This is a genomic window from Thermomonas sp. LB-4 (assembly GCF_036409385.1).
Taxonomy (GTDB): Bacteria; Pseudomonadota; Gammaproteobacteria; order Xanthomonadales; family Xanthomonadaceae; genus Thermomonas.
Genome location: NZ_JAXOFT010000025.1, coordinates 1 through 24,105, shown reverse-complemented (window position 1 = coordinate 24,105; position 24,105 = coordinate 1). Strand labels below are relative to the sequence as shown.

Below are 24,105 nucleotides of genomic sequence, written 5' to 3'. Positions count from 1 at the left end.
GCTCTCCCGGGGCGCAGGCATTGCGCTGCCCTGTTGCCAACGCGCGGCGCCGGCGAACGGGGTTGCCGGGCCGCGCGGGTACACTGTGCGGCCGCTTCCCGTTCCGACAGCGTTCACCGCATGAGCAAGACCCGCATCCTGACCGGCATCACCACTTCGGGCACGCCGCACCTGGGCAATTACGTCGGCGCGATCCGCCCGGCGCTGGCCAGCGCGCAGGCCGCCGACGTGGAGAATTTCTATTTCCTCGCCGACTTCCACGCGCTGGTGAAGTGCGGCGATCCGGCGCGCGTGCAGCGCAGCACGCTGGAAATCGCCGCCACCTGGCTGGCCTGCGGCCTGGACGTGGAAAAGAACTGGTTCTACCGCCAGAGCGACATCCCGGAGATCCCCGAACTCACCTGGTTCCTGACCTGCGTGGCCGGCAAGGGCCTGCTCAACCGCGCCCATGCCTACAAGGCGGCGGTGGACCGCAACCGCGCCGAAGGCGAGGACGATGACGCTGGCGTCAACGCCGGGCTGTTCATGTACCCGGTGCTGATGGCCGCGGACATCCTGATCTTCAACGCCAACAAGGTGCCTGTGGGCCGCGACCAGATCCAGCACATCGAGATGGCGCGCGACTTCGGCCAGCGCTTCAACCATCTCTACGGCGAGCACTTCGTGCTGCCAGAGGTGGTGATCGACGACAACGTGGCCACCTTGCCCGGCCTCGACGGCCGCAAGATGAGCAAGAGCTACGACAACACCATCCCGCTGTTCGCCCCGCGCAACGAGTTGAAGAAGCTGATCGCCGGCATCCTCACCGACTCGCGCGCGCCCGGCGAGCGCAAGGACACCGAAGGCTCGGCGCTGTTCCAGCTGTACCAGGCGTTCGCCTCGAAGGAGGAAACCGCCGCGTTCGCGCAGGCGTTCGCCGACGGCATCGGCTGGGGCGATGCGAAGCAGAAGCTGTTCGAGCGCATCGATGCGGAAGTGGCCCCGCTGCGCGAGAAGTACGAGGCGCTGATGGCGAAGCCGGCGGAGATCGAGGCGGTCCTGCGCGACGGTGCGGCGCGCCTGCGCGCCACCCATGCCACCCCGACGCTTGCGCGCCTGCGCGCGGCGGTGGGCCTGCGCGACCTGTCCACGGTCGCGGGCGACGACGCCACGGCCGCGGCGAAGAAGGAAGCCGAGGTGTTGCCCGCGTTCAAGCAGTACCGCGACGCCGACGGCAAGTTCTATTTCAAGCTGGTGCAGGGCGAGCGCGTGCTGCTGCAGAGCGTGGGCTTCGATTCGCCGCGCGATGCCGGCCAGCGCGTGGCCGCGATCAAGCAGGGGGAAGTGGGCGACGATGCCAGCGACTTCATGCTGGGCGAGGGCGTGACCAGCGCCGAAGTGAACGCCGCGCTGGCGGCGTTCGTGGCGGCGGCGCTGGAAGGCGAGGGCGGCAAGGCGTGAACAACCTCGCGGCGTTGCCGGTGCTGGCGCTGGTGCTGTTCGCACCGTGGTTCCTGATCCTGTCGGCGCTGTACTGGCTGTATCCACGCCAGCCGCGCACCGACGCGCGCCGGCGCTTCGACGCCATCGCCCTGCTGATGGCCTACGCCGGCTGCCTGCTCAGCCTGTACTGGAGCTTCGACCACGCCGACCGCAGCCATGGCGCGCTGTGGCCGCAGGTGCTGGCCACCTCGGTGGGCTACGGGGTGTTCCTGCTGGTGCTGGCGGCGGCGTTCTGGCTGCGCCGGCGCCGGTTCGCGCCGGCCTGATCAGTCCCAGGCGTTCCAGGCCACGCCGCGGTCCGGGTACTTGGTCGCCACTACGCAGAAGCGCTGCCCCGTCGGCGCCTCCATCACCCACCAGCGCTTGACGAAGGCGACCTTCTTCGCGCCGAGCTGCTCCAGCCGTGCGGCTTCCGCGTCGACGTCGTCGGTTTCGATGTCGAGGTGCACGCGCGAGGGATGGTCGACTCTCTGCACCTCGATGTGCAGCTCGCCCGGGGTATCGCCCAGCATCTGGTAGTCCGCGGTCGCGTCGCCCGCGTCGCGGTTGGCGACGCTGCAGCCCAGCGCCCGGGCCCAGAAATCGGCGGCGGCGTCGAGGTCGCCGGTATTGCAGTCGATGATGAAGCCGGACAGGCGGCTGCGATGGGCCATGGCGGGGCTCCGGAAGAATGGCAGCCCATCCTAGCGCGCGGTCATGCACGCTCCACGGAGGCACCGGACGGTGAGCGCGGGGACGCTGTGGGCTGAAAGCGGGCAGTGGCCTGCCTGTCTTGACGGAAGCGCGGTGCCGCCGCGGCTTGCAGCCGCGCAAAACAGAACGGCGGGCCGCAGCCCGCCGTTTTTTCCCTGCCGCCAGCCGATGGTTACTGCGGCAGCGCCATGTCGTCCAGCAGCGCCTTCAGGAAGCGCGCGGCCTCGCCGCCGGTGCAGGCGCGGTGGTCGAAGGTCAGGCTGATCGGCATGCGGCGGTGCACCTCGATGCCGCCGATCACCGCCACCACGTCGTGGCTGAGCTTGCCGGCGCCGACGATGGCCACGCACGGCGGCACCACCACCGGGGTGGCGTAGCGGCCGGCGAACATGCCGAAGTTGGACAGCGAGATGGTGTAGCCGCTCAGTTCGCTGGCCGGCAGGCTGCGCGCCTCGACCTGCGCGCGCAGGCGGTTGATGCCTTCGCGGATGCCGCGCGCGTCCAGCATGTCGGCATTGCGCAGCGCCGGCACGAACAGCCCGTCGTCGGTGTCCACCGCGATGCCGATGTCGACGTTGGGGTGCAGGGTGCGGCTGAGCGCCTCGCCGTCGAACCAGGCGTTGAGCGCCGGCACCGTCTTGCAGGCGACGACAATGGCGCGCACCAGCCGCGCGGTGATGTCCTGCTTGCCCAGCCAGGCGTGCAGGTCGGCGTCGTCGCACAGGGTGGTGGGCACCACCTTGGCGTGCGCGTCGGCCATCACCCGCGCCATGTTGCGGCGCACGCCCTTGAGCTGCTCGGGCTGGCCGCTGGCGGCCACGCCCGGCGGCTGGGTGCGCATCGGCTTGCCGGACTGCGAGAGGGTGCTGCGCTGCGCCGCTGCGGCGGGTGCCGCGGCTGCCTGCATCGGTGCAGCCGCGCGGGGTGCAGGGGCGGCGCCCGGCTTGGCCGAACCGTCCGCCGCCGCGCGCTTCACGTCGTCCATGGTCACCGTGCCGTCCGGGCCGCTGGCGCGCACGCGGGTGAGGTCGACGCCCAGCTTGCGCGCGGTCGCACGCACCGCCGGCACCGCCTTGACGCCGCCAACGGCCACCGCGGCCTCGGCCACCACCGCATTGCCGACCTGCATCGCGCCGACCACCGTGCCGGCATCTTCCGGCTCCGCCTTCGCGGCGGTGGCCGGCGCGGGCGCTGCCGGTTCGGGCGCGGCGTGCGAAGGGCCGTGGTGGTGGCCGGTGTCCTGGCCTTCCGCGCGCTGCGGCAGGCTGGGGTCGATCTCGAACTCGGCCAGCATGGTGCCGGTGACGATCACGTCGCCGGGGCCGCCGGCCAGCTTCAGCACCTTGCCGGACACCGGCGAGGGCACGTCGACCACCGCCTTGGCGGTCTCCATCGAGACCAGGTTCTCGTCCAGGCGGATCACGTCGCCTTCCTTGACGTACCACTCCACGATGGTCGCATCCGGCAGGCCTTCGCCGAGGTCGGGCAGGAGGAACTTCTTGCTCATGGGGTGTCCTTTACGAATACGCCATCGCGCGCCGGGTGGCGGCGATGATCTTGTCCACGCTCGGCAGGTACTTCATCTCCAGGCGGAACAGCGGGATGTGGGTGTCGTAGCCGGTGACGCGCTCGACCGGCGCCAGCAGGTCGAACAGGCATTCCTCGGCCACGCGCGCGGCGATCTCCGCGCCGAAGCCGGCGGTCTTGGCGGCCTCGTGCACGATCACGCAGCGGCCGGTCTTGGCCACCGATTCGGCGATGGTGGCGAAGTCCAGCGGCTTCAGCGTGGCCACGTCGATGACCTCGGCGCTGATGCCCTCGGCGGCCAGCTTCTCGGCGGCCTCCAGGGTTTCCTTCACCTGCGCGCCCCAGGTGACGAGCGTGATGTCGGAACCGTCGCGCAGCACGTAGCACACGTCCAGCGGCAGCGCTTCGCCATCGTCCGGCACCAGCTCCTTGTACTGGCGGTAGATGCGCTTGGGCTCCATGTAGATCACCGGATCCGGGTCGCGGATCGCGGCCAGCAGCAGGCCGTAGGCGCGCTGTGGGGAACTGGGCATCACCACACGCAGGCCGGGCACGTTGGTGAAGATGGATTCGTTGGCCTCGGAATGGTGTTCCGGCGCGCGGATGCCGCCGCCCCACGGTACGCGCAGCACCATCGGGCAGGTCAGGCGGCCGCGGGTGCGGTAGCGCATGCGCGCGGCGTGGCAGACGATGAAGTCGACCATCGGGTACATGAAGCCGTCGAACTGGGCTTCGGCGACCGGCTTCATGCCTTGGCTGGCCATGCCGACGGTCAAGCCGGCAATCGTGGTTTCGTCCAGCGGGGTGTCGAGGATGCGTTCGGTGCCGAACTGCGCGGACAGGCCGGCGGTGGCGCGGAACACGCCGCCGTTGACGCCGACGTCCTCGCCCAGCACCACGACGGACTCGTCCGTGCGCAGCTCGTAGGCGAGCGCCTGGGTGATCGCTTCGATAAGCGTGATGGGAGCGGGGGTGATGGGTTGCGCGCTCATGCCCGGCCCTCCAGCGCGATAGCGGCTTCCCGCTGCGCCAGCACCTCGGCCGGCATGTCGCCGTAGAGGTAGTCGAACATCGCTTCCACCGGCTGCACCGGGGTTTCCAGGTAGGCGTTGATTTCCACGTCCACGCGCTTGCCGCTCTCCTCGATCCAGGCCTTTTCCTGCGCTTCGTCCCACAGCCCCGCATCGGTGAGGTACTTGCGCAGGCGCAGGAACGGCTCCTTCAGCCAGGCCTGCTTCACCTCGTCCTCGCCGCGGTAGCGGCGGGCGTCGTCGGCGGTGGTGTGGTCGTGCAGGCGGTAGGTCATGAACTCGATGACGCTGCCGCCTTCGCCCTTGCGCGCGCGCTCGTGGGCGCGCCGCATCGCTTCCAGCACCGCCACCAGGTCGTTGCCGTCCACCTGCAGGCAGTGCAGGCCGCCGGCCAGGCCCTTCTGCGCCAGCGTCTCGGCGCCGGTCTGGGCCTTGCGCGGCACGCTGATCGCCCAGCCGTTGTTGACCACGCACAGCACCAGCGGCAGCTGGTAGGCGCCGGCGGAGTTCACCGCCGCGTAGAAGTCGGTCTTGGAGGAACCGCCGTCGCCGCAGACCGCCACGGCCACCCGGTCCTGCTTGCGCAGTTTGAAGCTCAGCGCGGCACCGGAGGCCATCAGCATCTGGGTGGAAATCGGCACGCACCACGGATAGTCGTGGGCCGGCGCGCCGGTCAGCAGGTTGCCGCGCTCGTCGCCGCCCCAGTACATCAGCACCTCGCGCGGACGCATGCCGCGCGCGAACTGCGCGCCGTATTCGCGGTAGCTGGGGGCGAACACGTCTTCCGGCTGCATCGACGCGCCGATCCCGACGTGGGTGGCCTCGTGTCCCAGGCAGGCGGCGTAGGTGCCCAGCTTGCCGGTGCGCTGCAGGGCGATGGCCTTGCTGTCGAAGGTGCGCAGGAACAGCATCTGCTTGAACAGTGGCAGCAGCGCCGCCGCATCGGGCACCGCCGGCGGCAGCGGGGCCGCGAGGGTGCCATCTGGCTTGAGGTATTGCAGGTATTCGATTTCGAAGCTGGCGGCAGTGGTCATGATTGCCTTGTAATTGGAGCAATCGCTCCATGATACCGGCGCTGCGCTAACAAGCCGTTGCGCGCTGCGGCATCGCAAGGCACTTGACGGCGGTCAGCGCGGGACTGCAGGCGGCATGCGAGAATCGCGCGATGAGCAGCGAACACGACACCTCCAGCGCGAACCGGCGCGACCTCGAGGCCGACATCCATACCGACCTGGCTGGCCGCATCACCTACGGTGGTTACCTGCGGCTGGACCGCCTGCTGTCGGCGCAGCAGCCGCTGTCGAACCCGCCGCACCACGACGAGATGCTGTTCATCGTCCAGCACCAGACCAGCGAGCTGTGGCTGAAGCTGCTGATCCACGAGCTGTCCGCGGCGGTGGAACACTTGCGCCACGACCGCGTCTGGCAGTTCGGCAAGGTCACCGCGCGCTGCAAGCGCGTGCTCGACCAGCTGACCGCGCAGTGGTCGGTGCTGGAGACGCTGACGCCGTCGGAATACATGGAGTTCCGCGATGTGCTGGGGCCATCGTCCGGCTTCCAGTCGCTGCAGTACCGAACGGTGGAGTTCCTGCTGGGCAACAAGAATGCGGCGATGCTCAAGGTGTTCGCCCACGATCCCGCCGGGCAGGCGGCGCTGGAAGCGGTGCTGCGCGCGCCCAGCCTGTACGACGAGTTCCTGCGTTATCTCGCCCGCTGGGGCCATCCGGTGCCGGCCGCGCACCTGGCGCGCGACTGGACCCAGCCGCACGTGCTGGACCCGGCGCTGGTGCCGGTGTTCGAGCGCATCTATGAGGACACCGGCCGCTACTGGCGCGAGTACCAGCTGTGCGAGGACCTGGTCGATCTGGAAACCCAGTTCCAGCTGTGGCGCTTCCGCCACATGCGCACGGTGCAGCGGATCATCGGCTTCAAGCGCGGCACCGGCGGTTCCAGCGGGGTGTCCTTCCTCAAGCGGGCGCTGGACCTGACCTTCTTCCCGGAGCTGTTCGAGGTGCGCACCTCGGTGGGGCCCGGTCGCGGCAGCGCCACGTAGGCGAGATTTCCGGGTTCGGGCGGGCAGGATTTGCTGCTTTGCAGCATGGCGTCCTGAATGCGCCTTGTTTGACGTTGCCCGCGTGCCTCGGCCATTCTCCCCCGGTTCCGCGCCCATCGCCGGCCGGTTCGACATCCTTACTCAACGCATGAAAAGAAGGGGGAACGCCGCATGAGCGGAGCCGCTGATACGACGCCGGGCGCAGTTCCGGAATTCAAGCAGGTGATGGGCCATCCGCGTCCGCTGTGGATGCTGTTCATGACCGAGTTCTGGGAGCGCTTCGCCTTCTACGGCATGCGCTGGGCGCTGGCGCTGTACATCGTGGCGCAGTTCTTCGGCGGCGATTCCTCCGGCGAGGGCGATGCCAGCAAGCTGTATGGCGCCTACCTCGCGCTGGTGTACGCGGCGGCGCTGTTCGGCGGCTATGTCGCCGACAAGGTGCTGGGCTACCAGCGCTCGATCCTGCTCGGCGCGGTGGTGATGGCGGCCGGCCTGTTCATGGTGGTGGTGCCCAACGAGGCCGTGTTCAAGATGGGCCTTGCGACGGTGATCGCCGGCAACGGCCTGTTCAAGCCGAACATCTCGACCATGGTGGGCCAGCTGTACGCGACCGGCGACGAACGCCGCGACTCCGGCTTCACCCTGTTCTACATGGGCATCAACGCCGGTGCGCTGATCGCGCCGATCCTGACCGGTTTCCTGGCCGAGAACATGTTCGGCGGCTCCTCGGAAATGCCGGCCTACAAGGCGGTGTTCATCGCCTCCGGCATCGGCATGCTGATCAGCCTGGTGTGGTTCTGGGTGGGCCGCGCGCAGCTGCAGGGCATCGGCCGCCCCACCGCCGGCGCCGAAGGCTTCGGCCGCGTGCTGATGGTGGCGGTGGGCGTGCTGGTGGCGATCCCGGCGATCTACTTCCTGCTGACCATCGACGCCAACAACCTGCAGATCCTGCTGACCGCGCTGTTCGTGGTGCTGTGCGTGCTGATCCTGCGCGAAGGTTTCGCCAACGGCGCCGTCGCCCGCGACAAGGCGATCGCGATGCTGATCATCTTTGCCTTCAACGTGCTGTTCTGGATGTTCTTCGAACAGGCCGGCAGCTCGTTCAACTTCCTGGCGCAGAACATCGTCGAGCGCGATTTCGGCGGCTGGACGTTCCCGGTGGGCTGGTTCCAGTCGGTCAACTCGCTGGCCATCATCACGCTGGCGCCGGTGATCGCGTGGATCTGGATCCGCATGGGCCGCGCCAATCCGTCGATCCCGCGCAAGTTCGGCCTGGGCATCATCTTCAATGGCCTGGCCTTCCTGCTGCTGATGTTCGCGCTGTCCAGCCTGGTCGATCCGCAGACCATGAAGATCCCGTTCTGGACGCTGTTCATGGTCTACGTCATCCAGTCGGTGGGCGAGCTGTGCCTGTCGCCGATCGGCCTGTCGATGGTCACCAAGCTGGCGCCGGTGCGCCTGGTCGGCTTCGGCATGGGCGGCTGGTTCCTGTCCACCGCGATCGGCAACAACCTGTCCGGCATCTTCGCCAGCAGCGTCAGCGGCGAGGCCGGCATGACCGTGGCTTCGGCGCAGGCCGGCTACACCTTCGGCTTCTGGGTGCTGATCGGCGCCGGCGTGCTGCTGTTCCTGATCGCGCCGCTGATCCAGCGGCTGATGCACGGCGTGAAGTAAGCGGACACGGTTGCGATGGGGAAACGGCGCCTGTGGGCGCCGTTTCCGTTTGTGGCCCGCGAGCGTCAGCCGGCCACGGCCTGCCCGGCGGACTCGGCGCGCAGTTCCAGCTCGTCCAGCCGGTCGAGCAGGCGGAACAGCAGGGCGCGCTCGTCCGCCGGCATGTCGCCGAGCAGCTGCTGCTCGAAGCCCAGCGCCAGCGGCACCACCTGGTCGTAGATCGCGTAGCCGGCCTCGGACAGGCGCAGCACCGAGCGGCGCCGGTCGTCGTCGTCGAAGCTGCGCAGCAGCCGCCCCGATTCCAGCAGCCGTGCCACCGCGCGGCTGACCGCGACTTTGTCCATGGCGGTGCGCTGGGCGACCTGGTTGGCGGACAGGTCGGGGCTGCGGCCCAGCACCGCCATCACCCGCCACTCGGTGACGCCTAGGTCGAAGCGCTGCGAGTACTCGCGCGCGATCGCGCCGCTGATCCGGTTGGAGAGCACGCTGAGCCGGTAGGGCAGGAAGCGTTCTAGGGCGAGGCTGGCGTGGTCGGGCATGCGGGGAGGCTGGAAAGAGGAGGGAGCTTGAGATAGTTGCAAGTGCAACCATAGAATGCGCATTCCCGGCGTTGAGGAGTACCCCATGAGCGCGCAACCCAATCTTGGCATGCAACCGACCACCTTCGACAACCCGATGGGGATCAACGGCTTCGAGTTCGTCGAATTCGCCGCCCCCGCCGGCCAGGGACCGCGCATGCGCGAATACCTGCAGCAGCTGGGCTTCACCGCCATCGCCCGCCATCGCGGGCGGCCGATCACCCTGTTCCGGCAGGGCACCATCAATTTCCTGCTCAACGAGTCGGAAGATTCGTTCGCCGCCGATTTCGCCGCCCAGCACGGCCCCTCGGCGTGCGGCTTCGCGATCCGCTTCCGCGAACCCACCGCCAAGGTGCTGGCGCACGTGCTGGCCAATGGCGGCGCCGAAATCGACCACAAGCCCGAGACCGGCGCGGTGGAAACCCCGGCGATCAAGGGCATCGGCGACTGCATGCTGTATCTGGTCGACGACGGCCGCACCGACCTGTACGCCGATTACGAGCCGCTGCCCGGCGTGGACCAGCATCCGAAGGGCTTCGGCCTGACCTTCATCGACCATCTCACCCACAACCTGTTCGTGGGCAACATGGCGAAGTGGTCGGACTACTACGAGAAGCTGTTCAACTTCCGCGAGATCCGCTACTTCGACATCAAGGGCGCCAAGACCGGCCTGCTGTCGAAGGCGATGACCGCGCCGGACGGCGTGGTGCGCATCCCGCTGAACGAGTCCAGCGACGACAAGAGCCAGATCAACGAATACCTGCGCGCCTACAACGGCGAGGGCATCCAGCACATCGCGCTGTTCACCGACGACATCTACGACTCGGTCGAGCGCATGCACGCGGCCGGGGTGAAGTTCCTGGACACGCCGGACACCTACTTCGACGTGATCGACGTGCGCGTGCCCAACCACGGCGAGGACGTGGAGCGCCTGCGCAGGAATTCGATCCTGATCGACGCCGACATGGAAACCAAGTCGCGCAAGCTGCTGCAGATCTTCACCCAGAACGCGTTCGGCCCGATCTTCTTCGAGATCATCCAGCGCAAGGGCAACGAGGGTTTCGGCGAAGGCAACTTCCAGGCGCTGTTCGAGAGCATCGAGCGCGACCAGATGAAGCGCGGCGTGCTGTGATCCCCGCCCGCCGCACGGCGGGTATCCACTGAGCGAGCAGACCATGGCGATCCAGAGCAACGGCTACCAGACCGGTTTCGGCAACGAATTCGCAAGCGAAGCGCTGCCCGGCGCGCTGCCGGTGGGGCGCAACTCGCCGCAGCAGGTGGCGCATGGGCTGTACGCGGAGCAGCTGACCGGCACCGCATTCACCGCGCCGCGCCACGCCAACCGGCGCAGCTGGCTGTACCGGATCCGCCCGGCGGCAGTGCATGGACGCTTCGAGCCGTTCGCGCATGCGGCGTTCCACAACGACTTCGGCGCCGGCCCGGTGACGCCGGAAAAGCTGCGGTGGAATCCGCTGCCGCTGCCGGAGGCGCCCGCTGATTTCATCGAGGGCCTGTACACCGTGGCCGGCAACGGCGGCCCGGAGGCGGGTACCGGCTGCGGCCTGCACCTGTATGCGGCCAATCGCGACATGGACGGCCGCTTCTTCTGCAACGCCGACGGCGAGCTGATGCTGGTGCCGGAACTGGGCCGCCTGCACATCGAAACCGAGCTGGGCGTGCTGGACGTGGAGCCGCAGCAGATCGCGGTGATCCCGCGCGGCGTGCGCTTCCGCGTCGCGCTGCCGGACGGACAGGCGCGCGGCTATGTCTGCGAGAACTTCGGCGCGCTGTTCAAGCTGCCCGACCTCGGCCCGATCGGCAGCAACGGCCTGGCCAACCCGCGCGACTTCGAATACCCCAGCGCCGCGTTCGAGGACGTGGACGGCGACTTCGAGCTGCTGACCAAGTTTCAGGGCCACCTGTGGCGCAGCGACATCGACCATTCGCCGCTGGACGTGGTGGCCTGGCACGGCAACTACGCGCCATACCGGTACGACCTGCGCCGCTTCAACGTGATCGGTTCGATCAGCTACGATCACCCGGATCCGTCGATCTTCCTGGTCCTGCATTCGCCCAGCGACACGCCGGGCACCAGCAGCGTGGACTTCGCGATCTTCGCGCCGCGCGTGCTGGCGATGCGCGACACCTTCCGGCCACCGTGGTTCCACCGCAACATCGCCAGCGAGTTCATGGGCCTGCTGCACGGCGTGTACGACGCCAAGGCGGAAGGCTTCGCGCCCGGCGGCTGCTCGCTGCACAACTGCATGACCGGGCACGGGCCCGACGCCGCAACCTTCGAGAAGGCCAGCGCGGCCGACCTGAGCCAGCCGGACTACATCGACGGCACCATGGCCTTCATGTTCGAAACCCGCGCGGTGATCCGCCCGACCGCGCAGGCGCTGGCCGCGGGCCATCGCCAGCAGGATTACCCGGACTGCTGGATGGGCCTGCGCAAGCGCTTCCAGCGCTGAGCGGGACGGTGCCTCAGCCGCCCACCAGCTTGAGCTGGGGCGTGGCCTCGCGCGGCGCCGTGATTGCGTCCAGCCGCGGCAGCAGCGGCTCCGGCAGCGCTTCGCCCCGCCGCGCCCACACGCGCTGGCCGTAGCTCTCGTTGGCCAGCCGCAGCAGCAGCCGCAGGCCGTCGAGCAGCGCCTCGGCCAGTTCGTGGTCGCTGCCGCAGTACCGGGTGCGCGCCTTCTGCTCCGCCGCCTCCGGATGCCGGTTCGGCGCGCGCCGCCTGGCCGGCGCGGATGTCGCGCGGATGACGCTGGCACGGCGGGCCAGGTCGGCAGGCGCGGGCGACATCGCTTCGCGCCGCGTTCACCGCGGCCGGGGACACTGGGGCTCCGTCGCAACACGTGGAGTTCCGCGATGCGTGTCCTGCTTCCGCTTGCCCTGCTGGCCACGCTTGCCGCGTGCAAACCTGCAGCCGATCCGGCGCCCGCCATGCCCGCCGCCAGCCCTGCGGCCCCCGCGATCCCTGCAACTGCCGCGGGGCCGGCGCCCGCCACGGAAACGCCACTCACCGCGCCCGCGGCACCGGAAGCGCTGGCCGGGTTCGCCGGCTATGGCGATGTCCGGCTCGGCATCGCCGCCGCCGGCATGGAGCAGGCGTGGGGTGGCGCGCTGGAGCGGTTGGGGCCGCCGCCGGAGCCGGCGGACGCCTGCTACTACCTGCGTCCCAAGCGCGGTGCGGGTTCCGGCGACGATCCCGCGTTCATGGTCGAAGGCGGCAAGTTCGTCCGCTACGACATCGATGGCCCGCGCGAAACCGCGCCCGGGGGCGGCAAGGTCGGCATGCGCAGGGCCGACATCGCCAAGCTGTACCCGGGCCGGTTCGAAGCGCGGCCGCATCATTACACCGATGGCGAGTACCTGCGGATCCCGGATCCGGCCGGCGGCACCGGCGTGCTGGTGTTCGAGACCGACGGCCGGGGCGACGACGCGAAGGTCGTCGCCTGGCGGGTGGGCCTGGCGCCGCAGGTGGACTACGTGGAAGGCTGCTCGTAGCCCCTAGCTCCCGGGCGGAGTGGAGGCGCGCGGCGCACCTTCTATACTTCCCCGATGACCACGCACGCTTCCGTCCTTGCCCGCGCCCAGCACGCGCTGGCCGAATTCTTCCGCCTCGAAGCCGCCGGCGGCATCCTCCTGATCGCCGCCGCGGTGCTGGCCATGCTGGCCGCCAATTCGCCGCTGGCGCACGCCTACGAGGTGTTCCGCGACACGCCGCTGGGCGGTGCGGACTGGGGCAAGTCGCTGCACTGGTGGATCAACGACGGCCTGATGGCGGTGTTCTTCCTGCTGGTGTCGCTGGAGATCAAGCGCGAGGTGATCTCCGGGCAGCTGTCCAGCCGCGACCAGCTGGTGCTGCCGGTGGTCTGCGCGGTGGCCGGCGTGGCCGCGCCGGCGCTGCTGTACACGGCGATGAACCACGGCGATGCCGGGGCGATGCGCGGCTGGGCGATCCCCACTGCCACCGACATCGCCTTCGCCCTCGGGGTCCTCGCACTGCTGGGGTCGCGGGTGCCGCTGGGGATGAAACTGCTGCTGTCCACGATCGCCGTCGCCGACGACCTGATCGCGATCCTGATCATCGCGTTCTTCTATTCGCACGGCCTGCAGTGGGGCGCGTTGGGCGGTGCGGCGCTGGTGGTGCTGGCGATGGCCGTGCTCAACCGGCGCAAGGTGACGCGGCTGGCGCCCTACCTGCTGCTGGGCGTGCTGCTCTGGGCGCTGGTGCTGGCCTCGGGCGTGCACGCCACGCTAGCGGGCGTGGTGACCGGGCTGATGATCCCCCACTACGACCGCAGCAATGCGATCGACGACGCCAACGAACATTCGCCGTTGGAAACCCTGGAGCATGCGCTGCATCCGTGGGTGGCCTTCGCCATCCTGCCGCTGTTCGCGTTTGCCAACGCGGGGCTGGCGCTGGGCGGGCTGCGCCTGCAGGACCTGGCCTCGCCGCTGCCGGCGGGGATCACGCTGGGGCTGGTGCTGGGCAAGCCCGTGGGGATCGTGCTGGCAGCGGTGGCGATGCGCGCGCTGGGGCTGGCCCGGTTCCCGCAGGGCATGGACCTGCGTTCGATGCTGGGCCTCGGGCTGCTGTGCGGGATCGGTTTCACCATGAGCCTGTTCATCGCTTCGCTGGCCTTTGCCGGGCATCCGCTGCACTACACCGAGGGCGTGCTGGGCGTGCTGGGCGCGTCGGTGGTGGCGGCGCTGCTGGGCAGCGTGTGGCTGGCGCTGGTGCTGCCGCGCAACGCCCGCGCGTGAACACCGCGCTGGTGTTCGGCGGCAGCGGCCAGATCGGCGCGGCGCTGCTGGCGCGGCTGCGCTTCGAGGGCTGGCAGGTGCTGGCGCTGTCGCGCGAAGTGCGCGCCGATGCGCCGGGCCTGCAGTGGCTGCGCGGCGGCTTTCCGCAGCCGCCGGGGTTGCCGGGGGAGGTCGATGCGATCTTCAGCTGCGGCCCGCTGGATGCGTTCGCGCACTGGTATGCCGGGACTGGCGTTCGCTGTGCGCGGGTGGTGGCATTCGGCTCCACCAGTGTCCACGTCAAGCACGCCTCCGGCGATGCCGGCGAGCGCGATGTGGCGCGGCGCCTGCGCGCGGCGGAAACCAGCCTGCTCGCGGCCGCCACGGCGCGTGGCGAAGCCGCCACCGTGCTGCGCCCCACGCTGGTATACGGCGCGGCGCGCGATGCCACGCTGACCCGCATCGCGCGGCTGGCGCAACGCTTCGGCCGGTTCGCGCTGCCCCGCGACGCCCGCGGGCTGCGCCAACCGGTGCATGTCGACGATCTGGCCGATGCGGCGCTGGCGGCCTGCCGAAGCGCCCCTGCGCGCGGCCGCGGCTACGACTTGCCGGGCGGGGAAACCGTGCCCTATGACGAGATGGTGGGGCGGGTGCTGGCCTGCCTGTCGCCGCCCCCGCGGCTGTACCTGCTGCCGATGCCGCTGTTCCGCGCGCTGCTGGCGGCGGCGCGCGCCGGCGGCATCGCCCGCGACCTGACCGGCGATGCGATCGCGCGCATGCGCGACGACCTGGCGTTCGATGCCGGCCCGGCCGCGCGCGACTTCGGCTATGCGCCGCGCGCCTTCGCGCCCGTTGCGGCGATGTTCGACGCGCCTCAGCCCAGCAGCGGTTCACCGTAGAACCGGCGCAGGTGTGCGGCGACCTCGGGCATCGCCGTCTGCAGCGTGCGCGCGTCGCTGAAGTGGTATTCGGTGCAGACCGCGAAGAACTCTTCCGGTGCTTCCGCGGCATACGGGTCGATCGCGGTATCGCGGCCGGCGTCCACCTCGGCGCAGAAGCGGTCGTAGGCACGCTGGAAATCGGCCGCCCACTGCCGCTGCCACTCGCGCGGCAGCGGCGGGGTGCCGTCCATCGCGCCGTCCAGCGCGTCCAGCTTGTGCGCGATCTCGTGCGCGGCCACGCAGAAGCCGTCGGTCGGCGCGGCGATATCGCTGCGCACGTCGGCCCAGGACAGGATCACCGGGCCGCGCTCCCAGGCTTCGCCGATCAGTTCGTCGTCGCCCTCGTGGAGGATGCCGTGGGCATCGAGGTGGCTGCGTCGGGCGCGGAACGCGGCCGGATACACCAGCAGTTCCTTCCAGCCGTGCAGGCCTTCGCGGCCGAACTCCAGCAGCGGCATGCAGCACAGCATCGCCAGCCGCAGCCGCTGCACGTCGTTCAGGCGCAGGCCGTGCAGGGGAGTGATGGCCTTGTCGGCCAGGAATTCGGCGGCCAGCGCATGCAGGCGGTCGCGGCGCGGCGGATCGAGGTTCCGCAGCCACGGCAGGGCGGCAGCGGCCTGCCGGCACAGCGAGGGGTCAAGCGGGGCGGTGGTGGGCGGACGGCGCCGGAACGGCCAGATCACGCGGAAACGGAATCGCTCAGCGGAACATGCCGGGCAGGAAGCTGTGGAAGCGCGAGGGCATTGCGCGGCTGTCGCCGGCAGTGCGCGCCGGCCCGGGCGCCTGCGCCCTGGGACGGGGAGTGCGCGGCGCGTGCGCGGCGGCCGCTGCGGTGACGTCCAGGTCCGTCTCGTCCAGGCGCTCCATGGACGCGGGCTGGGGATCCGTCTGCGGCGCGCTTTCGGGTGTCAGCTGGCGCAGTTCGCTGGCGCCGGCATGGCCGAAGGCGCCCGACAGGGCAAGGCAGACCAACAGCTGACGCGTCGTGGGCAGGCGCATGGAGGGTCACCGGATGAATGGGCGTACGCAGCGCACGTCCCGCTCATGACTATAGCAGCCGGTTGCCGCGGAGGATGCTGCGACGCAGCAGGCGCGGCAGCGGCCGGCTCTGCACACTGGCGCCATGTCCGACACTGCCATCGCGGCCATCGCCGCGCCCCCCGCCATCACCGCCGCCGCGCTGCGCCGCGCGCTGATCGCCGGCGCCCGCCGGGTCATCGCCGCGCGCGACGAGCTCAACCGCATCAACGTGTTTCCGGTGCCCGACGGCGATACCGGCAGCAATCTGGCCGCCACCCTCGGCAGCGTGCTGCACGGCGCACTCAGCCGGCGCAGCCGCCACGCCGGCGAACTGCTGCTGCGGGTGGGCAACGACGCCATCGACGGCGCCCGAGGCAATTCCGGCGCGATCATGGCGCAATTCCTGATGGGCCTGGGCGAACAGGCGCGCGCCCTGGCGCAGCTTGATGCCGGGGCGCTGGCGGCGGCGGTGCGGCGCGGCGCGGACAGCGCGCGGGCGGCGCTGGCGCAGCCGGTGGAAGGCACCATCCTGAGCGTGATCGCGGCGTTCGCCGAGGCGCTGGAGGAGCAGGCGCGCCGCGTGGGCGCGCAGCCGTGGCAGGCGTTCGCGGCGGCGCTGCCGCGTGCGCGCACTGCGCTGGCCGACACCCCGCGGCAGATGCCGCTGCTGCGCAAGGCCGGGGTGGTGGACGCCGGTGCGCGCGGATTCGTGGACTGGCTGGAAGGCATCGCCGCCTATGCCGAAGGCGGACCGCGCGCGCTGGATCTGCGCGGCGCGATTGCCGATGGTGCGGAGGCCGCTGCGACGCATGTCCACCTGGACGTGGACCCCGACCGCCGCTACTGCACCGAATGCCTGCTGGTGGGCGAGCGGATCGATCGGGTCGCGCTGCGCACGGCGCTGGCGGCGATCGGCATCGAATCGCTGGTGGTGGCCGGCAGCGACAGCCGGGTGCGCGTGCATGGCCACGCCGCGCGGCCGCAGGCGCTGTTCGATGCCTGCGCCGGGTTCGGCCGGGTCGAGGCGATGAAGGCCGACGACATGCTCCTGCAGCAGCGCAGCGTGGAGTCGCCGGAGCGGGTGGCGGTGGTGACCGACAGCGCCTCCGACCTGCCGCAGGCGCTGGCCGACCGCTTCGACATCCACGTGGTGCCGGTGCGGGTCAGCCTGGACGGCCGCGACTACCTGGATCGCCTCGGCCTGAGTGCGGCCGAGTTCTACCGCCGCATGGCGGCGTCGGCGCAGCTGCCGCAGACCAGCCAGCCGCCGCCGGGGGATTTCCGCCGCGTCTTCGAACACGTGCTGGCGCACCAGCCGGCAGCGGTCTACGTGGGCCTGTCGCGGCCACTGTCCGGCACCCTGCAATCGGCCGAGTCGGCGACGCGCGGGCAGCAGGGGCCGCTGCGCTGCATCGACAGCGGCCATGCCAGCGTCGGCCAGGCGCTGCTGGCCTGGCGCGCCGGCGAGCTGGCCGCGGCGGGTGCGGAGGCGGACGCGATCGCCGCCGAACTGGCGCGGCTGGTGCCGCAGACGCAGACCTGGGCGATGGCCCGCGACATCCGCCACGCCGTGCGCGGCGGTCGCATCCCGCGCTGGGCCGGGCCGCTGGTGCGCTTCAGCGGGCTCACGCCGGTGGCCGCGATCCGCGAGGGCGTGCTGAAGGTGGCCGGGGGCCTGTTCGCCCGTCGCGGCGCGCCGGAGGCGCTCGCGCGGTACGTGGCGCGGCGGGTGCCGGAGGCAGCCGGCTGGCGGCTGCTGGTCGGCCACGCCGATGCGGCGGCGGACGGCGAGCGCGTGCTGGCGGCGTTGCGCCATCTGCTGCCGGTGACCGAGGCGCATCTGGTCGAAGTGGGGCCGGCGATCGGCGCGCATGCCGGCCGCGGCGCGCTGGTGGTGGGGCTGCAGCCCGCGCCCTGACGCGCTGCGGGTGCGGGTGGGCGGCCGCGCTGCGTATCATCGACGCATGTCGCCCGCCCTTGTTGCCGCCTGTGTGCTGTGTGTCGCCTACCTGCTGGGCTCGCTGTCCGGCAGCCTGCTGCTGGGCCGGCTGCGCGGGGTCGACGTGCGCACCATGGGCAGCGGCAATGCCGGCGGCACCAACGCGCTGCGCACCCAGGGCCTGCGCTTCGCGCTGGGGGTGGTGCTGATCGATGTCGGCAAGGGCGCGCTGGCGGCATGCCTGGCGCTGCGTTTCGCCCCGGGCGTGGCCTGGCCGGCGGCGGGGCTGGCGGTGCTGGGCCATGTCTGGCCGGTTTGGCACGGCTTCCGCGGCGGCAAGGGCGCCGCCACCGCGGTGGGCGCGCTGCTGGTGCTGTGGCCGCTTGCCGTGCCGCTGCTGCTGGGGGTGTGGCTGCTGGTGCTGGTGACCAGCGGCTACGTCGGGCTGTCCACGGTGCTGGCCGCGGCCAGCCTGCCGCCGTGGGCCTGGCTGTTCGATGCCGATGCGCCGCGGTTGGCGTTTTCCGTCGCGCTGGCACTGTTCCTCGCCTTCACCCATCGTTGCAACCTGCAGCGGCTGCGGCACGGCACCGAGTCGCGCTTCGAGCGCGCGCGCCTGCTGCGCCGCCGGGGCGCGCGTGCATGAGCGACGCCCGTGGGGAACGCGCGCTGTTGCAGCGGCTGGCTGGCGGCCCGGTCAGCGGCGACGTGCTGGCCGGCGAGGCCGGGCTGACCCGCGCCGCGGTGTGGAAGCGGATCGAGGCGCTGCGCGAGGCGGGCATCGCCATCGAGGCGGCGCCGGGGCGCGGCTACCACCTAGCGCAGCCGCTGGATCTGCTCGACATCGATACCGTGCGCGGCGCAATGCCGGCATCGGCATCCGGCGGGCTGGCCGCGCTGGAGCTGGCGTGGTCGCTGGATTCCACCAACAGCGAACTGCTCCGACGCGACACCCCCGCGCATGGTTGCGCGGTGCTGCTGGCCGAACGCCAGACCGGCGGCCGCGGCCGGCGTGGGCGCGACTGGGCCTCGCCGCTGGCCGCGCACCTGTACCTGTCGCTGGCGCGGCGCTTCGAAGGCGGGTTGGCGCGGCTGGGCGGATTGAGCCTGGTGGCCGGCATTGCCGCCTGCGAGGCGCTGCACGCGCTGGGGTTCTCGCAGGTGCGGCTGAAATGGCCGAACGATCTGGTGCTCGCCGACGGCAGCGGCCTGCGCAAGCTCGGCGGCCTGCTGGTGGAGGGGGGCGGTGAAGCCGGCGGCGCGGCGCGCGCGGTGGTCGGCATCGGCATCAACGTGCGCATGCCGCCGGCCTGCGCCGGCGCCATCGACCAGCCGTGGGCGGAACTGGCCGGGCTGGCGCCGCAGTCGCCGTCCCGCAATCTGCTGGCGGCCGCGCTGCTGGAACATCTGCTGCCCGCGCTCGAGGTGTTCGATGCGCATGGGCTGGCGCCGTTCCTGCCGCGCTACGCGGTGCTGGATGCGCTTGCCGGCCGGTCGGTGCGGGTGCACGAGGCGACGCGGACGTGGGAGGCGCAGGCGCTGGGCATCGCCGACGACGGTGCGCTGCGGGTGCGTGGTGGTGACGGCCAACTCCGCCTGGTGCACGCCGGCGACGTGAGCGTGCGCGCATGAGTACCTGGCTGTTCGACCTCGGCAATACCCGCCTGAAGTGCGCGCCGCTGCAGTCAGGCGGCGTGGGCGAGGTGCGCGCGATCGCCCATGACGATGCCGGCCCGTGGCTGCAGGCGCTGCCAGCCGGCGATGTGGCCTGCATCGCCAGCGTGGCCGCGGAGGCGCGCCGGGTGGCGCTGCTCGACGCGTTGTGCGCGCGCTTCACCCGCCTGCACCTGGTGCGGACCGAAGCCGTGCTGGGGCCGCTGCGGATCGCCTACGCCGAGCCCGCGCACCTGGGCGTGGACCGTTTCCTGGCGATGCTGGGCCTGTGCGGCAGCGGCCCGGCGCTGGTGGTGGGCGTGGGGACCGCACTGACCGTTGACCTGCTGGATGGCACCGGCCGCCACCGCGGCGGCCGCATCGCGCCGTCGCCGCAGCTGATGCGCGAAGCCCTGCACGCGCGCGCGGCGCAGCTGCCGGCAACCGGCGGCATCTATGCCGAGTTCGCCGACGACACTGCGCACGCGCTGGCTTCCGGCTGCGACGGTGCCGCGCTGGCGCTGGTCGAACGCAGCCTGCACGCCGCGCAGGCGCTGCTGGGTGCCATGCCCGTCCTGCACCTGCACGGCGGCGGCGCGCTGGCGCTGCGGCCGCGACTGCCGACCCACACCTGGGCACCGTATGCGGTGCTGCACGGCCTGGCGCGCTGGCACGCGCTGCGGATCGCATAAACTCGGCCGATGCTGCTGCGCGCCGCCATCGTGATTCTCGTGATGCTCAATCTGGGCGCCGCCGGTTGGTGGCTGTTCCAGCCGCAGCCTGATGCCGGCGCAGCGCCCGCCACAGCGGCGCCCAGCCTGCGCCTGCTGCGGGAAACCCTGCCCGCGCTTGCGGCTGCGGTGCCTCCCGCCGCAGCGGCGACGGCATCGCCTGCAAGCGCGCCGCCGGCCTCGGCAACGCCGCCGGTGGCCGCGGATGCCATCGCGACCGTCGCATCCGGCACGCCAGCGGCAGCGGCGGAGCAGGCGCCGGTCTGCCTGCGCTTCGGCCCCTTTGCCGATGCTGCGAGCCGCAACAGTGCGCGCACCGCGCTGGCGGCGGCCGGGGTGACGACGACGGCTTTCGACGAGCGCGCGCGGGGCGTGCGCGGCTGGAAGGTGTTCCTGCCGGCGCAGCCCTCGCGCGAGGCGGCGGTGGCATTGGCCGAGCGGTTGAAGGCCGCAGGCGTCGCCGACCTGTTCGTGATGACCCAGGGCGCGGATGCCAACAGCATCGCGCTTGGCCGCTTCAGCAGCGAAACCGGCGCGCGCCGTCGACAGGCGGAATTGCGCGGCAAGGGCGTGCAGGCGCAGATCGAGCCGGTGGGCGGGACGCCCGCACAGGCCTGGCTGGACGCGCGTCTGCCCGCCGAGCCGGACCGCAGCGCGCTGGCGCGGATCGCGCGCGCCCAGCCGCTGGATTGCGCGCAGCTGCGCTGAGCGGTTGCCGGTCGCCTGGGGGCGCTCACTTCGCATGTGCGCTGCCTCGGAAACCCCCGGACGGGCTGCGCCGGCAGGCCCCCTGATAGAATCCCACCGTCCGCCGCTTTAGCTCAGTTGGTAGAGCAGCTGTCTTGTAAACAGCAGGTCGTCCGTTCGATTCGGACAAGCGGCACCAAATCAGCGTTTCATGTAGTTCCATCCCTTCTCGTAATGTCCATGAAAGCCGCCTCACAGGCGGCTTTCGTGTTTCATGGGCTCTCACGATGTTCCATTGCATCCGGGGGCACTTGGGGGCATAGTCGGGGGCACGTGGCGCCAAGCGGTGGTGCCCGCAGCTTGAGATGCCCCCATGGCGATGAGTGCTGGCAGCCTGACTGCGGTAGCGATACGCAATGCAAAGGCGGGCGAGAAGTCATACCGCCTGTTCGATGGCGGCGGCCTGTATCTAGAGGTCATGCCCACCGGTTCCCGCTACTGGCGCCTGAAGTACCGCTACGCCGGCAAAGAAAAGCGTCTGGCGCTCGGCGTGTTCCCGGAAGTGGGGCTGGCAGAGGCGCGGGGTCTCCGGGACACGGCCCGAGAGGCTCTGCGCGCCGGCCGGGACCCCGGAGCTGAAAAGAAGGCGACCAAGGTTCGTGCGGTGCTCAACGCGGCGACAACCTTCGAAGCTGTGGCACGGGAATGGTTGGAGACGCAGAGAGCCAAGCTGGCCACCTCGACCTTCGAGAAGGCTGAGTGGATGTTGGTCGACAACGTATTCCCTTGGATGGGGGCATTGCCGATCACCCAGATCGAGGCGCCCGAAGTGCTTGCAACCTTGAGGCGCATCGAGGCCCGGGGTGCAAATGAAACGGCTCACCGGACCAGGGAGCGGATTGCCCAGGTGTTCCGCTATGCGATTGCAACGGGTCGGGCGAAACACAATCCTGTCGGCGACCTGCGCGGCGCTCTGGCTCCTATCGTCCGTACGTCCCGCTCTGCCATCACGGACCCGGCCCAAATCGGTGATCTGCTGCGGGCCATCGACGGCTACACCGGTCAGTTCGTCACCCGCTGCGCCCTCAAGCTGGCTCCGCTGTTGTTCGTACGCCCTGGAGAGCTGCGGGCAATGGAATGGCGCGAGCTTGATCTGGACGCGTCGGAGTGGCGCATTCCAGCCGCCAAGATGAAGATGCGTGAGGAACACGTCGTGCCTCTGGCGCCTCAGGCCGTGGCCATCCTCCGGGAGCTGCTGCCCTTGACGGGACCCGACCCGAAACGTCCCGGTCGGCTTGCCAGGTACGTATTCCCCAGTCTGCGCTCGGGCACGGAATGCATGAGCGAGAACACGGTCAATGCCGCCCTTCGCCGGCTGGGCTACGACAAATCAACGATGACCGGGCACGGCTTTCGGGCGTTGGCCTCGACCCGCTTGAATGAAATGGGATGGGCGCCTGACATCATCGAACGCCAGCTTGCCCATGCAGAGCGAAACGCTGTCCGGGCCGCCTACAACCGCGCCCAGTACATGAAGGAGCGCCGTCAGATGATGGCGGCATGGGCGGATTACCTGGACGCACTGAGGGCGAACCACAACGTCGTCCCGATCCGGCGGCTGGCGCATTGAGGGGCCTCCGCTCGTCTGGGGCTGGGGTCTTTTTGGTATCGACGAAGAGATCCAGAAGGTAGGCATTTGGTAGGCAGGTTTTCCATAGTCCGCTTCAAGAGCCCTGGTCCTGTTACGAGAGTGGGAGTAAGCAATGCCAAGAAGGCCTCCCCCTAAGCCCAACGCCTGGATGCGGAAGTTGAAACTCTTGCAATCTGGCGTGCCTCAGGAAGAGTGGCCGCAGGATCTAAAGGCGCATTGGAGTCACGCCGAAGAGATTCATGTCGGGTGGTGGGAGCAGCTCAAGGCTCTCTCGGCTTCTGAGCTGCGAGTCCTAGCCAACGCCGCGCTCATGCAGACGATGGAGCTAGAACGAGAGCTTCAGGAAAAGAGCGCCGAGATTGCACGACGTGACCGACTCCGCACAAGGCGTGGAGAGGCCGCCCAGTCGCCTCCGGTGACGGCGTTCAAGGCAGTGGTGAAGGCGGAGTGGGAGCACGCGAGAAATCCGGAGAAGCCTCGAGTCGCGTCGGATTTCGCCAGAAGGATGGTCGCTAGGAAAGGCGCTCCGATCACTGACCCACGAACTGTCCTGAGATGGTGTCGCCAGTGGGAAAAAGAGCGGAATTTAGCGATGCAAGGTCCGCATCACAGAGGCTATTCCCGCTCCGGCCCTCGTAAAGATGTCTTCGCGCAGGTGGGTCTATGGCGAGATGCAGTCTGTGATCCGGGCGAAGCTGACGATTGGGACGGCGTTTGAGCCTTCGCCGCATTGACACTCCCTTAAGGGAGTGCTCCTAGCACGATCTTCGAAAATTAGTGTGCGTGTCACCGCAGCCAGCGGCGGCCCATGTCATCCGACGTGGGCACTAGCCTAAGAGGTGACACATGCAGCTCGATCGAATCCTTTCTCCGCGCGAGGCCTGGCGGACTGCCGGCATCTCGCGCTCGACCATGTACCGACTGGAGAAGGCTGGTGCGTTTCCGCGGAGGCTCCAGATCAGCGAGGGCCGCACTGGCTATCTGGCCAGTGAGCTGGAGGCCTGGATCAAGGCCCGCGCCGCCCACCGGAAACTGATCGGCGGCTAACCATGGATGGCCGCCACGCCAAGGTGCATGGAGACAGCACTCCTGCGAAAGCACGCGGTGCCGGGAAGCGACTTCGGCAAAAAGGGCGTCGCGAAGGGGGAGCCTTTGTCCTGATCCCGCATGCCGTCATCGACTCTGCCAACTTCCGCCGTTGCAGTGGCACAGCGGTCAAGCTGCTCGTCGGCCTGGTCAGGCAGTACCGGGGGAACAACAACGGGGACCTGGCTCCGGCGCTGGTTCCCAATGGACCAGCCCATCAGGCCAAGGCCAAGGCGTTGCGTGAGCTGGTTCACTACGGCCTGCTGGTCAAGACCAAGCACGGTGGACTTGGCATGCCCAGCCTCTATGCGTTGACGTGGTGCGCAATTGACCCCTGCCGCAACAAGCTGGAGGTCTCGGCCACGCTGAAGCCACCGGGCGACTGGAAGAGCGAGGTGCCTGACTTCCATGACAGGCCAAAAACAAAAGCCAAGGCTGGAAATCAGCATGGCCAGGGCTGATAGTCAGCCCTTTACCTGACCTGCGGCCGTCGCCAAGGCTGAAAATCAGCCCTTTGCGGGCTATATCGGGCAGGCCGCAAGGCTGAAAATCAGGTTCATCTCCCAACTCCGGGGAATGCGGCGCGGATCTTGAGGAAGAAGTAGGT

Annotated in this window: 25 protein-coding genes and 1 tRNA gene; 18 read left to right on the top strand and 8 right to left on the bottom strand. The window is 69.9% G+C overall.

The features are described from left to right. Positions 1-120 precede the first annotated feature (120 nt). Positions 121-1,440: a tryptophan--tRNA ligase gene (locus SPK54_RS11985; RefSeq protein ID WP_190282126.1), complete on the top strand. Its 1,320-nt coding sequence runs from the start codon at positions 121-123 to the stop codon at positions 1,438-1,440. Further along, positions 1,437-1,748 (top strand): hypothetical protein, encoded by a 312-nt coding sequence (locus SPK54_RS11980; protein ID WP_330948119.1) that lies wholly within the window; start codon positions 1,437-1,439, stop codon positions 1,746-1,748. The genes SPK54_RS11985 and SPK54_RS11980 overlap by 4 nt, the downstream gene beginning before the upstream one ends. Here SPK54_RS11980 and SPK54_RS11975 read toward each other — a convergent pair whose 3' ends face one another. From SPK54_RS11975 to pdhA, 4 genes are all read right to left on the bottom strand, one after another. Then, positions 1,749-2,135 carry a VOC family protein gene (locus tag SPK54_RS11975; RefSeq protein WP_330948118.1) on the bottom strand — a complete coding sequence of 129 codons (387 nt, stop codon included), beginning with the start codon at positions 2,133-2,135 and terminating at the stop codon, positions 1,749-1,751. Positions 2,136-2,347: 212 nt separating this feature from the next. Next, positions 2,348-3,682, bottom strand: a complete 1,335-nt coding sequence (locus tag SPK54_RS11970; protein ID WP_330948117.1) for a dihydrolipoamide acetyltransferase family protein — start codon at positions 3,680-3,682, stop codon at positions 2,348-2,350. Positions 3,683-3,692: 10 nt separating this feature from the next. Continuing rightward, a complete protein-coding gene (locus SPK54_RS11965; RefSeq protein ID WP_330948116.1) occupies positions 3,693-4,694 on the bottom strand; it encodes an alpha-ketoacid dehydrogenase subunit beta in 1,002 nt (333 codons plus the stop codon). Further along, entirely contained in the window at positions 4,691-5,767 is a 1,077-nt protein-coding gene (gene pdhA / locus SPK54_RS11960; protein WP_330948115.1) for a pyruvate dehydrogenase (acetyl-transferring) E1 component subunit alpha, read from the bottom strand. The genes SPK54_RS11965 and pdhA overlap by 4 nt, the downstream gene beginning before the upstream one ends. Positions 5,768-5,898: 131 nt before the next feature. Here pdhA and SPK54_RS11955 point away from each other — a divergent pair, with 131 nt between their 5' ends. Then, positions 5,899-6,786 (top strand): tryptophan 2,3-dioxygenase family protein, encoded by an 888-nt coding sequence (locus tag SPK54_RS11955; RefSeq protein ID WP_330948114.1) that lies wholly within the window; start codon positions 5,899-5,901, stop codon positions 6,784-6,786. Between the two features lie 171 nt (positions 6,787-6,957). Further along, complete coding sequence (locus tag SPK54_RS11950) at positions 6,958-8,460, top strand: oligopeptide:H+ symporter (protein ID WP_330948113.1); 1,503 nt, start codon at positions 6,958-6,960, stop codon at positions 8,458-8,460. A 65-nt stretch (positions 8,461-8,525) separates the two neighbouring features. Here the strand turns inward: SPK54_RS11950 and SPK54_RS11945 are convergent, their stop codons facing one another. Continuing rightward, entirely contained in the window at positions 8,526-8,999 is a 474-nt protein-coding gene (locus SPK54_RS11945) for a MarR family winged helix-turn-helix transcriptional regulator (protein ID WP_330948112.1), read from the bottom strand. An 85-nt stretch (positions 9,000-9,084) separates the two neighbouring features. Here SPK54_RS11945 and hppD point away from each other — a divergent pair, with 85 nt between their 5' ends. Further along, positions 9,085-10,170 (top strand): 4-hydroxyphenylpyruvate dioxygenase, encoded by a 1,086-nt coding sequence (gene hppD, locus SPK54_RS11940; RefSeq protein ID WP_330948111.1) that lies wholly within the window; start codon positions 9,085-9,087, stop codon positions 10,168-10,170. A 43-nt stretch (positions 10,171-10,213) separates the two neighbouring features. Then, positions 10,214-11,509 carry a homogentisate 1,2-dioxygenase gene (gene hmgA, locus SPK54_RS11935; protein ID WP_330948110.1) on the top strand — a complete coding sequence of 432 codons (1,296 nt, stop codon included), beginning with the start codon at positions 10,214-10,216 and terminating at the stop codon, positions 11,507-11,509. Positions 11,510-11,522: 13 nt separating this feature from the next. Here the strand turns inward: hmgA and SPK54_RS11930 are convergent, their stop codons facing one another. Continuing rightward, the gene (locus SPK54_RS11930) at positions 11,523-11,843 is read right to left on the bottom strand and encodes a hypothetical protein (protein WP_330948109.1); all 321 of its coding nucleotides are present in this window, start codon (positions 11,841-11,843) and stop codon (positions 11,523-11,525) included. A gap of 66 nt (positions 11,844-11,909) precedes the next feature. Between SPK54_RS11930 and SPK54_RS11925 the strand changes: the two genes are divergently transcribed. The 3 genes from SPK54_RS11925 to SPK54_RS11915 are packed head-to-tail and all read left to right on the top strand — an operon-like array spanning position 11,910 to position 14,689. Next, positions 11,910-12,548 (top strand): lectin, encoded by a 639-nt coding sequence (locus SPK54_RS11925; RefSeq protein WP_330948108.1) that lies wholly within the window; start codon positions 11,910-11,912, stop codon positions 12,546-12,548. Between the two features lie 54 nt (positions 12,549-12,602). After that, positions 12,603-13,811, top strand: coding sequence for a Na+/H+ antiporter NhaA (nhaA, locus tag SPK54_RS11920; RefSeq protein ID WP_330948107.1), 1,209 nt, complete (start codon positions 12,603-12,605; stop codon positions 13,809-13,811). Next, positions 13,808-14,689, top strand: coding sequence for an NAD-dependent epimerase/dehydratase family protein (locus tag SPK54_RS11915; RefSeq protein WP_330948106.1), 882 nt, complete (start codon positions 13,808-13,810; stop codon positions 14,687-14,689). Before nhaA ends, SPK54_RS11915 begins: the two co-directional genes overlap by 4 nt. On the opposite strand, the gene SPK54_RS11910 is transcribed toward SPK54_RS11915, so the two are convergent. Both SPK54_RS11910 and SPK54_RS11905 read right to left on the bottom strand, forming a co-directional pair. Beyond that, positions 14,665-15,360: a M90 family metallopeptidase gene (locus SPK54_RS11910; protein ID WP_330948126.1), complete on the bottom strand. Its 696-nt coding sequence runs from the start codon at positions 15,358-15,360 to the stop codon at positions 14,665-14,667. The genes SPK54_RS11915 and SPK54_RS11910 overlap by 25 nt on opposite strands. Before the next feature lie 70 nt (positions 15,361-15,430). Next, on the bottom strand, positions 15,431-15,730 hold the full coding sequence (locus SPK54_RS11905; RefSeq protein WP_330948105.1) for a hypothetical protein: 300 nt from the start codon (positions 15,728-15,730) through the stop codon (positions 15,431-15,433). 124 nt (positions 15,731-15,854) lie between these two features. On the opposite strand from SPK54_RS11905, the gene SPK54_RS11900 reads away from it, so the two are divergent. From SPK54_RS11900 to SPK54_RS11860, 9 genes are all read left to right on the top strand, one after another. After that, a complete protein-coding gene (locus SPK54_RS11900) occupies positions 15,855-17,669 on the top strand; it encodes a DegV family protein (protein WP_330948104.1) in 1,815 nt (604 codons plus the stop codon). 46 nt (positions 17,670-17,715) lie between these two features. Beyond that, a complete protein-coding gene (gene plsY / locus SPK54_RS11895) occupies positions 17,716-18,336 on the top strand; it encodes a glycerol-3-phosphate 1-O-acyltransferase PlsY (protein WP_330948103.1) in 621 nt (206 codons plus the stop codon). Next, entirely contained in the window at positions 18,333-19,322 is a 990-nt protein-coding gene (gene birA, locus SPK54_RS11890; protein WP_330948102.1) for a bifunctional biotin--[acetyl-CoA-carboxylase] ligase/biotin operon repressor BirA, read from the top strand. Before plsY ends, birA begins: the two co-directional genes overlap by 4 nt. Continuing rightward, positions 19,319-20,035 (top strand): type III pantothenate kinase, encoded by a 717-nt coding sequence (locus SPK54_RS11885; protein WP_330948101.1) that lies wholly within the window; start codon positions 19,319-19,321, stop codon positions 20,033-20,035. The genes birA and SPK54_RS11885 overlap by 4 nt, the downstream gene beginning before the upstream one ends. Positions 20,036-20,044: 9 nt before the next feature. Next, complete coding sequence (locus tag SPK54_RS11880) at positions 20,045-20,782, top strand: hypothetical protein (protein ID WP_330948100.1); 738 nt, start codon at positions 20,045-20,047, stop codon at positions 20,780-20,782. Positions 20,783-20,884: 102 nt separating this feature from the next. Next, positions 20,885-20,960, top strand: a tRNA-Thr gene (locus SPK54_RS11875). A gap of 174 nt (positions 20,961-21,134) precedes the next feature. Next, entirely contained in the window at positions 21,135-22,391 is a 1,257-nt protein-coding gene (locus tag SPK54_RS11870; protein ID WP_330948099.1) for an integrase arm-type DNA-binding domain-containing protein, read from the top strand. 867 nt (positions 22,392-23,258) lie between these two features. Further along, on the top strand, positions 23,259-23,459 hold the full coding sequence (locus SPK54_RS11865) for an AlpA family phage regulatory protein (RefSeq protein ID WP_330948098.1): 201 nt from the start codon (positions 23,259-23,261) through the stop codon (positions 23,457-23,459). Positions 23,460-23,461: 2 nt separating this feature from the next. Next, the gene (locus SPK54_RS11860; RefSeq protein WP_330948097.1) at positions 23,462-23,959 is read left to right on the top strand and encodes a hypothetical protein; all 498 of its coding nucleotides are present in this window, start codon (positions 23,462-23,464) and stop codon (positions 23,957-23,959) included. Positions 23,960-24,105 lie beyond the last annotated feature (146 nt).